Annotated in this window: 8 protein-coding genes; 3 read left to right on the forward strand and 5 right to left on the reverse strand. The window is 61.9% G+C overall.

The genetic code is table 11. The annotated features are described in order from the left end of the window. Positions 1-6: 6 nt before the first annotated feature. Positions 7-1,317 carry an MFS transporter gene (locus WCA85_RS29880; RefSeq protein ID WP_424068472.1) on the reverse strand — a complete coding sequence of 437 codons (1,311 nt, stop codon included), beginning with the start codon at positions 1,315-1,317 and terminating at the stop codon, positions 7-9. Between the two features lie 226 nt (positions 1,318-1,543). After that, entirely contained in the window at positions 1,544-3,199 is a 1,656-nt protein-coding gene (locus WCA85_RS29885) for a GMC family oxidoreductase (protein ID WP_424068473.1), read from the reverse strand. A 249-nt stretch (positions 3,200-3,448) separates the two neighbouring features. On the opposite strand from WCA85_RS29885, the gene WCA85_RS29890 reads away from it, so the two are divergent. Then, positions 3,449-4,267, forward strand: coding sequence for an IclR family transcriptional regulator (locus tag WCA85_RS29890; RefSeq protein WP_424068474.1), 819 nt, complete (start codon positions 3,449-3,451; stop codon positions 4,265-4,267). A gap of 55 nt (positions 4,268-4,322) precedes the next feature. Here the strand turns inward: WCA85_RS29890 and xsc are convergent, their stop codons facing one another. Further along, positions 4,323-6,095: a sulfoacetaldehyde acetyltransferase gene (gene xsc / locus WCA85_RS29895; protein ID WP_424068475.1), complete on the reverse strand. Its 1,773-nt coding sequence runs from the start codon at positions 6,093-6,095 to the stop codon at positions 4,323-4,325. A gap of 420 nt (positions 6,096-6,515) precedes the next feature. Between xsc and WCA85_RS29900 the strand changes: the two genes are divergently transcribed. Both WCA85_RS29900 and WCA85_RS29905 read left to right on the forward strand, forming a co-directional pair. Beyond that, entirely contained in the window at positions 6,516-7,268 is a 753-nt protein-coding gene (locus WCA85_RS29900; RefSeq protein ID WP_424068476.1) for an IclR family transcriptional regulator, read from the forward strand. Positions 7,269-7,424: 156 nt separating this feature from the next. Next, complete coding sequence (locus tag WCA85_RS29905) at positions 7,425-8,357, forward strand: bifunctional enoyl-CoA hydratase/phosphate acetyltransferase (protein ID WP_424068477.1); 933 nt, start codon at positions 7,425-7,427, stop codon at positions 8,355-8,357. Positions 8,358-8,387: 30 nt separating this feature from the next. Here WCA85_RS29905 and WCA85_RS29910 read toward each other — a convergent pair whose 3' ends face one another. Next, the gene (locus WCA85_RS29910) at positions 8,388-9,806 is read right to left on the reverse strand and encodes an NAD(P)/FAD-dependent oxidoreductase (RefSeq protein WP_424068478.1); all 1,419 of its coding nucleotides are present in this window, start codon (positions 9,804-9,806) and stop codon (positions 8,388-8,390) included. Positions 9,807-9,825: 19 nt separating this feature from the next. Next, positions 9,826-10,248 (reverse strand): nuclear transport factor 2 family protein, encoded by a 423-nt coding sequence (locus WCA85_RS29915; RefSeq protein WP_424068479.1) that lies wholly within the window; start codon positions 10,246-10,248, stop codon positions 9,826-9,828. Positions 10,249-10,613 lie beyond the last annotated feature (365 nt).

The raw sequence follows: 10,613 nt of genomic DNA on the forward strand, positions 1-10,613 counted from the left end.
CGCCGTTCAGTGCGCTTTCACCACATCGCCATATACATCGGCGCGCCGCTGCCGCTCGATCGCCCGTGCCGACCATGCGGACACCAGCGCCGAAAACAGCACATAGCCGCACGCCGCCCAAGGTTTGCCGCCATTCATGCGGAACAGCGCCGTCGCGATGATCGGGGTGAGCCCGCTCGCAAAGATGCCGGAAAACTGATACACGAAGGAGATGCCGGTATAACGAACCTTCGCATCGAACAGCTCGGCAAAAAGCGCCGCTTCGGGGCCATACACCATTGCGTAGAAAATGCCGAACGGAATCACGATGGCGAGCCAGATCATCAACGTATTGCCGAGCTGGTTCTCCATCAGCCAGAAGGCAGGAAACACCGAGAGGCCGCAAATCAACGAACCCCACATGTACACGCGAGCGCGGCCCATTTGATCCGACAGATTGCCAAAGATCGGAATAAAAAAGCACATGACTAGCGCTGCGATCATCACGCCGAGCAGCGCGTCGGTGCGACTCAGGCCGATATGCTGGGTCAGGTAGCCAATCGAGAATACGGCGAACATGTTGAAGAACACGCCGTCGATATACCGTGCGCCCATGCCGAGCAGCACCTCGCGGCGATAGCGCGTGATCATGTCGACGAACGGAATTTTGGCTTCCTGACGGTTGCGCTTGAGCGCGAGGAACTCAGGCGTTTCCATCACCTTAAGACGGATGTACAAACCAAACACCACCAGCAGCAGCGACGCGCCGAACGCCACGCGCCAGCCCCACGACATGAAGGCTGCTTCCGGCAGCAGATGCGACAGGCCGCCCACCATGCCGGAGGCCAGACACAAGCCAATCGACAGGCCGATCTGCGGCAAGCTCGCATACAGCCCACGTTTGCCCGGCGGCGCATATTCGTAGGCCATCAGCACCGCCCCGCCCCATTCTCCGCCCAGCCCGATGCCTTGCAGCACGCGCAGCGATAACAACAGGATCGGCGCCCAGACGCCGATCTGCGCGAACGTCGGCACAAAGGCCACGCCCGCTGTAGAAATGCCCATGATCACCAGCGTCAGGATCAGCGCCGACTTGCGTCCGACGCGATCGCCAAAGTGGCCGAACAGCACGCCGCCCAAGGGCCGCGTGACAAAGCCCACCGCGAAGGTCGCGTACGCGAGCATGGTTGAGACAAGGGGATCGCTGCCGGGAAAGTACAGCTTGTTGAAGACGATGCCGGCGACGACACCGTACAGGAAGAAGTCATACCATTCGACGGTTGCGCCGATCACGCTGGCGAATGCAACGCGACGCACGACTCGGTGATCGATTGCCATAACGGATCTCCATAGGATGGCCATGCCGCGTCGTGAGCGACGCGCCAGGACACAAAGCCCCTGTTGTCTCCTCCGGGGCGGTTTTTATGGCCGGCTGGGCGATGCTTTCAAATCCGTGCCATACAGCATGGCACTTACGCCGGCATGTTGCGGGCGAGGCCCGCCGCTTTGCTTCGTTCAGCTACATGCAATCCCGCTATTGCTATTGCTATTGCGCCCTAATCGTTCACGCCGCCGCTTCAACCGGCGATGTGGTTTGCCAGCCGTGTTCGGCCGTATGCGCGTCGTCGAGAATCATGGCGGCGGCCTTTTCGGCGACCATCACGATCGGCACATTCGTGTTGCCCGACACCAGCGTCGGCATGATCGAGCAATCCACCACGCGCAAACCGCGCGTGCCGTAGACCCGTAAGCGTTCGTCGACAACCGCAAGTGGATCGCTCGCCACACCCATCTTCGCTGTGCCGGATGGGTGGAAAATCGTCTGACCGTATTCGCGGCAAAACTCCAGCAGTTCGTCATCCGTTTGTGCGTCGGCGCCTGGGCGTACTTCCCGCTTCATCAACGAGGCCATCGGCTGCGTTGCGGCAACGCGGCGCGCGAAACGTACACCGGCGACCGTAGTGCGGCGATCAAGCTCCGTTGCAAGGTAATTCGGTTGAATCGACGGCGCCTCGCGCATATCGGCGGAACGGATGCGCAGCACGCCGCGCGATTCCGGGCGCAACTGGCAGACCGAATAGGTGCACCCGGGAAACGCATGCACATCGCCGCCTGCGGAATCGGCAGAAAGCGTGGAGAAATGAAACTGGATGTCGGGCGTTTCCGCTTCGTCCGGCAAGGCGCGGCAGAACATGCCGCCCTGATTGATGCCCACTGCGAGCGGCCCGTCGCGAAACAGCGCCCATTGCAGGCCCATCTTCGCGCGGCCCATCAACGAGTGCAGTTGATCGTTCGTCGTGATGGGCTTGGTCACCTCATAGATCAGACGAACCTGCAAATGGTCCTGCAGGTTTTCACCTACACCGGCGCGGTCGGCAACCACCGGAATGCCGAACTCGCGCAACAGGCTGGCGGGTCCGACGCCCGATACCTGCAGCAACTGCGGCGATTGCAGCGCACCGGCGGTCAGAATCACTTCCCGATGTGCACGCACCTCATGCACTTCGCCGCGCTGCATATAACGGATGCCGGTGGCGCGCGTGCCGTCGAACAGGATTCGGGTGGCCATCGCATCGGTTTCGACATGCAAATTGCTGCGCTGCCGTGCGGGCTTCAGGTAGGCGACGGCAGTCGAGCAACGCAGACCGCGATGCGTCGTCAACTGGTAGTACCCCACGCCTTCCTGGTCCCCGGTATTGAAGTCGTCCACGGTTGCGACACCTAACTGATTCGAGGCCGCAATGAATGCGTCAACCAGTTCGTGCGGCTGCTTGATCGTGGACGCCCACAATGGACCGTCGACACCGCGCGTCGCAGATGCACCTAGCTCGTTGTGTTCCAGCCGCTTGAAGTACGGCAAACACTCGCTCCAGCTCCAGCCACGATTGCCCAGTGACGCCCAGTGGTCGTAGTCCTGCCGCTGGCCGCGCACGTAGATGAGGCCGTTGATCGAACTGCTGCCGCCGAGCGTGCGGCCACGGGGCCAGTAGAGGCGGCGGTCGTGCATGTTCGGATCGGGATCGGTATAGAAGCCCCAGTTGTAGACCTTGTGAAACATGGTCTTGCCATAACCGATGGGGATATGGATCCAGACATAGCGGTCAGCAGGCCCCGCTTCCAGCAGACACACCGAATAGCGGCCGCCCTCCGAGAGCCGGTTGGCCATCACACAGCCAGCCGATCCGGCGCCGACGACCACATAGTCGAAACTGCGTGTCATGGTGGGTGTCTCCTTTACGGCCCATACAAGCGGGTTGCCGTTTCGGTGCTTTTAAAAAGCGGTATGTTTCGTTTAAATTTATGGCGGGTGAATTCCAAATTCAAGCACTTCGCGCTAGGATCCGTGAATCTGGGGCGAAAACCGAATTTTTTGTTTCACTTTGCGTTTTCAGTGGTGGCCGGAGATTTGTACGGCAAGGGTCCGCGATGGCCGCGCGCCCTCGTCTCACGCCAACAAATGAGGAGACCGATGGCAGTGCTCATGCACCTCCCGCCCAGCGAATCCGGCGACGACACCCGGGTGCTGCGCGCGCTCTCGGTGCTCGAACAACTGGCCGCCGCGGGTCAGCCTTATTCGCTGTCCCAACTGTCTGCACGGCTGCACATTCCAAAAGCCACCTTGATGCGGCTGATCGAATCCCTCGAAGCGCAGGGGTACGTGATGCATATGCCAGATTCGCGCGGTACGGATCGCGGCATTGCGCTCGGTCCGCGTGCGGCGCAACTGGCGCTTGCCACGCTTGCCAACAACAGTTTCACACGCGCCTGCCGATCGTTGCTGCGCTCGCTGGTGGATACGCTGGGTGAAACCTGCAACCTCACTGCACTCGATGGCGACACCGTGTTGTACATCGAACGCGTCGAGACGAGCGAACCGCTACGTCTGCAGTTGCAACCCGGCACGCGTGTGCCGCTGCACTGCACCGCGAGCGGCAAGCTGTTTCTCGCACATATGCCAGCAAGCGAGCGCACCGCAGTGCTCGCCCGGCTCCCGCTAAAACGTATGACCTATCGCACGCTGACTGAGTTGAGCCTGCTCGAGGCCGAACTCGACCGCCTCGCGGCGCGAGGCATCGGCGTAGATAACGAAGAGTTTGTGCGCGGCATGGTGGCGATTGCCGTGCCCGTGCGGGACGCGGACGATGGACACGTGCTCGCGGGACTCGCCGTCCACGCACCGACAGCGCGAGCGAACCTGAACGACCTGCTGGAGAGCGTGCCGAAACTGAAGGAGACGGCGGTGAAGATCGCGCCGCTGCTACAAGCCGCACGCGGCGCAAACCGTTAGGAAGACGGGCCGCACACCGCTCATCGCGGCAACGGCCCCTTAAGTCAAGCAAGCGTCAAACGAAGTCCTTGTACTTCTCAAGCTTGCGCACCGGCATGGACAACGCATCGCGACGGAACGGATCGCCCAGCTCGCGCGTCACCATGACTTCGAGGATCGTTGTCTTGCCCTGCTTTTGCGCTTCACAAGCGGCAGCCAGCGCCGGACCTACATCGCCGAGTTTGTCGACCACCACGCCGTCCGCGCCCATCGAGCGTGCAATCGCCGCGAAGCTCGGATTTTCGAGGTCGGTGCCTAGAAAACGGCGGCTGTAGAAGTCCACCTGATTCTTCTTTTCTGCGCCCCATTGCTTGTTATGGAACACCACGGCCGTGACGGGAATGTTCTCGCGCACGCAGGTGAGAATCTCGCCCATGCTCATGCCCCAAGCACCATCGCCCACGTACGCGACTGCCGGACGGTCTGGCGCCGCGACCTTCGCGCCGATCACCGCCGGAAACGCGTAGCCGCAATTGCCGAAACTCATCGCGGCAAACATCGAACGGGGCTGTTCAAAGCGCAGATAGCTGTTCGACACCGAGCAGATGTTGCCGATATCGGTCGACACCATGACGTGCTTCGGCATCGCCTTTTCCAACTCACGCAACATCTGACGCGGATGCATCTCCGACGCATTTTTAATGACGTCCATGCTGTACTGGTCTTTCTCGTGGGTCCATTCGCTGAGTTCCTTTTCCCACGCGTCCTTCTGTTTACGCACGTCGGCCAGGCGCTGCTCGCGGTTCTCGTGACACTCCAGCGGACGGCTCCTGAGTTGCTGCTCCAGCGCGAGCGCGGCCGAACGCGCGTCGCCTGCCAGACCCACCGAAATCTTCTTCACGAGACCGAGCATCTTCGGGTCCGCATCCACCTGGATGATCTTCGCGTTCTTCGGCCAATAGTCGAGACCGTGTTGCGGCAAAGTGCCGAACGGTCCGAGACGGGTGCCCAGCGCGAGCACCACGTCGGCCTTGCCGATCAGTTCCATGCCCGCCTTCGAGCCCTGGTAGCCAAGCGGCCCACACCACAGGCGATGGCTCGCCGGGAACGAATCGTTGTGCAGATAGCTGTTGACGACCGGCGCGTCCAGCAGTTCGGCGAGCTTCACGCACGCCTCGACGCCATCGGACATCACCACGCCGCCGCCGGAGAGGATTACCGGAAATTTCGCGCTGGCCAGCAGATCGGCCGCTTCCTGCAGCGCCTGGGTGCCGCCGGCGCCGTGCTCGATGCGGATCGGCTCCGGAATCTCGTACTCGTATTCGCCGTAGAAGTAGTCGCGCGGGATATTCAGTTGCGTCGGACCCATGTCGAGCATCGCGCGGTCGAAGCAACGCGCGGTGATTTCGGCCATGCGCCGTGGATTATTGACGTGGCCCTGGTACTTGGTGATCTTCGAGAAAATCGGCAATTGTTCGGTTTCCTGAAAACCGCCGAGGCCCATCGTCATCGTGCCGCTTTCCGGCGTGACCATCACGACCGGGCTGTGCGCCCAGTATGCCGCCGCAATCGACGTGACGAAGTTGGTGATACCCGGGCCGTTTTGCGCCATACAGACACCGTGCCGCCCGGATACGCGCGAAAAACCATCGGCCATGTGACCCGCGCCCTGCTCATGCACGACCGGAATGTAGCGAATGCCCGCCGCCGGGAAGATGTCCAGCGCATCCATACATGCCGAACCGACGATGCCAAACACATCGGTTACGCCATTTGCCACCAGCGTTTCGACGAACGCTTCCGAGGGTGTCATCCGGGTACGGCCTTGAGTCACCTTGCGATTGCTCATGTTGCGTCTCCTGCTCGTTAGGTCAGTGATGAAGTACGCCGGCCGGTCACGCTGTGCTGTGCGGTTCTGCGCCGCTTTGCGCCGACTTACAAAGATGGAACGAAACGTTCTGTTTATTGCTTGATCAAAGTGTATTTGAACAACCCCAAAACAGCAAACCATTTTTCGGTACGTTTCGTTGACAAAAATGAATGCGTACACCATAGTAGGTTCATGGACACCCACCCGCCCCTGCTAGCTGGTATGACTGAGGCCCCTGAAGCGGGGTCCAGGGTGCCCGCGCATGACGGATCAAATCGTTCCGAAAAACGGAACGAAAGAAGCACGACCGAAGCCTCAAAAAGCACCCCGCCAGCTGTCTCCGGCCCCCGTCAAGGCGCCCTGTACAATATGGCCGATCCATTTTCCGGAACGGCGGACATGACTAAAGCGGATACCCCCACCCTGCGCGCCTTCGCGCTGCTCGAACATCTGGTGAACGCCGAAGGGCCGGTGTCGCTGGCGGATATCGCGGAAGATGTCGCGCTGCCCAAGGCTTCGCTACACCGCATGCTCGCTTCGCTTGAGGCAGGCGGTCTCGTGATCCGCGAGCCGGGCCACAAGAACGCCTACGTCATCGGGCCGCGTCTCGCTCAGCTTGGCTTGGGCGTGGTGATGCATTCAGGCGCACGGCGGCTGCGTCGCGCGATCCTCTCGCGCCTCGTCGCGGACCTCGGTGAGACGTGCAATCTGACCATGCTGCATGAAACCGAAGTGCTCTATCTGGATCGCATGGAAGCACCGTGGCCATTGCGGCTCGATCTGAAGCCCGGTTCGCACGTGCCGGCGTATTGCAGCGCAAGCGGCAAACTGCTGCTGTCGATGCTGCCGCGCGAACAGCGCAGCGCGCTGGTGCGCGCCATGCGGCTGGAGCGCTTCACCCCCAACACGATCACCGACCCGGAACTGCTTGAAGCCGAACTCGATCGCACCGCGCACAAGCGCATTGCCATCGACAACGAAGAGTTTCTGGCCGGCATCGTCTGCGTCGCCGCACCAGTGATGGATGAAAACAACGTGTGCATTGCGGCGATTGCGGTACATGCGCCCGTTTCGCGCGCTCCGCTGTCGCGGGCGCTTGAATTCGTTCCGCGCTTGCAGGAAGCGGCGCAGGAACTGGCAGCAACGTTTTAGAGTGCGCGCAGGCTCCTGTGTATTACAGGGTGCGGCGCTCGAATGGCCGTGCAGGTGGCGTGACCCACTGCCGGTTTTCGCCGGGATGATCCTGGCATCGTTCAGTCGTAAGCCGGGCATAGACCAGGCCGAAGCCATGATTAGGCAGGAGACACCATGCCGCACGCGTACCCCTATCTCACCGGTCTGATCGAACACGCGGCGTGCCGCGCCGATATCGTGCTCGCCGTCGTCTATCCCTGCGAACCACTGGCGCTGCGCGCGAGCCTCGATGTGGCGGCCCGCGGACTCGCGCAGGTCGTGCTGGTTGGACCGCACTCGCGTATTACGCAGATTGCGTTGGAGAGCGACGCCGATCTGTCGCGCGTTGAGATCGTAGATACGGTCGACGACCCCATCGCCGCCGCCCACGCTGCTGCCGCGCTCGTCGCCGAGGGCCGCGCTCACATGCTGATGAAAGGCAGCCTGCACACCGACCAACTGATGGGCGTACTGGTGAGCCGCGAAGCCGGTCTGCGCACGAACCGCCGCATTTCGCATGCGTTTATGTTCGACATGCCGGACGTCGACCGGCCGCTGATGCTGACGGATTGCGTCGTCAATATCGAACCGGATCTGCTGGTGAAGCGCGATATCGTGCAGAACGCGATCGATCTGGCCCACGCTATCGGTATCGGCAGGCCGCGCGTGGGTATTCTTTCCGCGACCGAGGCGATTAATCCGGCTATCCGCGGCACGGTGGATGCAGCCGCGCTCTGCAAGATGGCCGAGCGCGGGCAGATCACCGGCGGCGAACTCGACGGGCCGCTCGGCTTCGATAATGCGATTTCGGCGGAATCCGCGCGGATCAAACATATTGCCTCGACGGTCGCGGGTAGCCCCGACATCCTGCTGGTGCCGAACCTCGAAACCGGTAATACGCTGTACAAGTCGTTGATCTATCTGGGTCACGCGCAATGCGCCGGACTGGTGCTCGGCACACGTGTGCCGGTCGTGTTGACGAGCCGGACGGATTCGGAATTCTCGAGGCTCGCATCGGTTGCGCTGGGCGTGGTGTTCGCACGTAAGCCGCACGCGGTGGCGGCTTGAGCGCCGCCGTCCACCTTCATGCTTAAACGCTTAGGGCTTCTCGTCGCGCAGGAAATACCAGTGATACAGCATGCGCTGTCCCAAGCGCCGGAAGGGCGCGAACGGATGTCCCGGCAACGGCGACGTAAAGATCGGCAAGCTCTGCTGCGCCCCTTTTCCCGCGATACGCTCCGCTAGCCGCCGCCCCGCCTGCGCCGAATACGACACGCCGTTGCCACCGAAGCCCAGCGCGTAGTACACACTCTCCCTCGGGTCCGGTTGGAAGACACGCGGCATCATGTCGTGACTGACATCCACCCAGCCCCACCACGAGTAATCAATAGCGATACCACGCAGGGCCGGAAACTTGCGATGCAGTCCCTCCACCAATAATTCGAAGTGCCTGGGATTGGGTGCGTCGCGGCCAGTGATCGCACTGCGGCTGCCCATCTGCAGGCGCTGATCCGGAAGCAGTCGGTAATAAAAGCGCAATGTGCGCGTATCGGTGAGGACCTGGGTCGTGCGAAAGTTGCAGGCGGCGATCTCGGACGCGGTGAGTGGACGGGTGACCAGTGAATTGGAGAGGATCGGCATCACCTTGCTCATCAGCGAGCGGTGTAGCCCCGGCGGCGTGTAAGCCCCCGTTGCGATGCCAACTGCGCGTGCTCGTACCGTGCCACCTGGCGTACGCAGATGATGGACGCCATTGATGGTCTCCCAGCCTGTCACCGGGCTGGCCGGATGCACTTTAGCCCCAGCTTCACGCGCAAGACGCAGATAGCCGAACGCCAGCTTCAACGCGTGAATACCGATGCCCTCAGGTTCGTGCAGCGCGCCCGCTGCTTCCGCGTCGTTCACGTATTCTCGACGCAAGGTCTCGGCATCGAGCAGATCGGACGGGTAGCCGAAGACGTCTCTCCACACCTTCGCCTCGGCGGCGAGCGCCTGCATGATGCGCGGCCGATGCGCGATCAGAAAGTGGCCACCCGGTTGCGGATCGCAGTCAATCTCGGCGATCAGCGACTTGAAGGTATCGAACCCTTGCTGGATTTCGTCGTGCATTTTCAGCGCGACATCTTTGCCCCAGCGTTCGATCCATTGCGAGCGCGACAGCCGCCCCGATGCATTCTGTCCCTGGCCGCCGTTGCGGCTGCTACATCCCCAGCTCACGCGGTTTGCTTCCAGCACAACCGCCCTGATGCCATGCTCACGAGCGAGGAACAACGCCGCAGCGAGGCCGGTATAGCCGCCGCCGATAATCGCGACGTCCACGTTCATATCGTGTGTCACAGGACCGTCGTCGGCGGGCGGCGTGCCCGCTGTGGCGACCCAATAGGTCGGCGCGTACTCTCTGCCCAGGCCAGGACCTGGCGCTATCAGCGGATCATAGGTAGGGTCGTAGCGCGTGTCGCCGTCGGTTGCTTGCGCCGCTGAATCCGCCCGTTCGAATTGAAACGCATCGTGTTTCATGCGGATCTCCGTGGGCGCATCAAACGGATTGAGCGGGTTGCTTCGGGCGTTCCTTGCGAAACGCCCGCTTGACCGCAATCAGTCCGTCGCGGAACTCGAAGAGGTCGCAGCCTTCGGCTTCGATGCGCCAGCCGTCGGCGTGCGTGCCGGTGAACACCCATTCGGAGACGCCTCGCTCGCCCGCCACCATGTGGCGCCCCTGCCCCCAATGCGCGTCGGGAAAGGTCCTGAAGACCGCTTCAAAGGCGGCGCGCACGGCCTCGCGTCCGCTATGGCGGGTGCCATGGACTTCATTGCCGCCGGCCGTATCGAAGATGCAGTCCTCGGTCATGAACGTCATTAACGCGGCGCTGTCGTGGCGATTGAACGCGTCGGAAAAGGCGGCGAGCGTTTCCGGCGTCACCTCTTTGGCCTGAGTGTCCCGCGCGAGCGTGTCGGTCATACGTGTCTCCCTTCACATGACGGTGGGCCGCATCAGCGCAAGGGCTCATGCGGCTGGCTTTATCGACACGTTAGATAAGGCACGCCTTGCGTGGTAGTTCCAGTGGGTGGTTTTCGTATGGGCCAGCGCGGGCCACGACAACTGGCGCGCTGCTCAATGCGGGGTCAGCTAGCGCCCGTTCGCGTCGCACGCGTGCCGTGCGCGCAAAACGGACGCATCACTCATCTGGCCGCTGCGCCCGCACGAGTTCCGCGAGACGGCGCACACCGGCATCGATTTTGTCCAGCTTGATGGCCGAAAACCCCATGCGGAAGCAATGATTCTGTTCGAGTCCGGTCATGAAAAAGACCCGCCCCAGTTCGATC

This window comes from Paraburkholderia sp., from assembly GCF_049581445.1.
Lineage (GTDB): Bacteria > Pseudomonadota > Gammaproteobacteria > Burkholderiales > Burkholderiaceae > Paraburkholderia.

Coding starts and splice junctions, on each gene's coding strand:
- WCA85_RS29880 (WP_424068472.1), bottom strand. CDS start 1,317: ATGGCAATCGATCACCGAGTCGTGCGTCGCGTTGCATTCGCCAGCGTG.
- WCA85_RS29885 (WP_424068473.1), bottom strand. CDS start 3,199: ATGACACGCAGTTTCGACTATGTGGTCGTCGGCGCCGGATCGGCTGGC.
- WCA85_RS29890 (WP_424068474.1), top strand. CDS start 3,449: ATGGCAGTGCTCATGCACCTCCCGCCCAGCGAATCCGGCGACGACACC.
- xsc (WP_424068475.1), bottom strand. CDS start 6,095: ATGAGCAATCGCAAGGTGACTCAAGGCCGTACCCGGATGACACCCTCG.
- WCA85_RS29900 (WP_424068476.1), top strand. CDS start 6,516: ATGACTAAAGCGGATACCCCCACCCTGCGCGCCTTCGCGCTGCTCGAA.
- WCA85_RS29905 (WP_424068477.1), top strand. CDS start 7,425: ATGCCGCACGCGTACCCCTATCTCACCGGTCTGATCGAACACGCGGCG.
- WCA85_RS29910 (WP_424068478.1), bottom strand. CDS start 9,806: ATGAAACACGATGCGTTTCAATTCGAACGGGCGGATTCAGCGGCGCAA.
- WCA85_RS29915 (WP_424068479.1), bottom strand. CDS start 10,248: ATGACCGACACGCTCGCGCGGGACACTCAGGCCAAAGAGGTGACGCCG.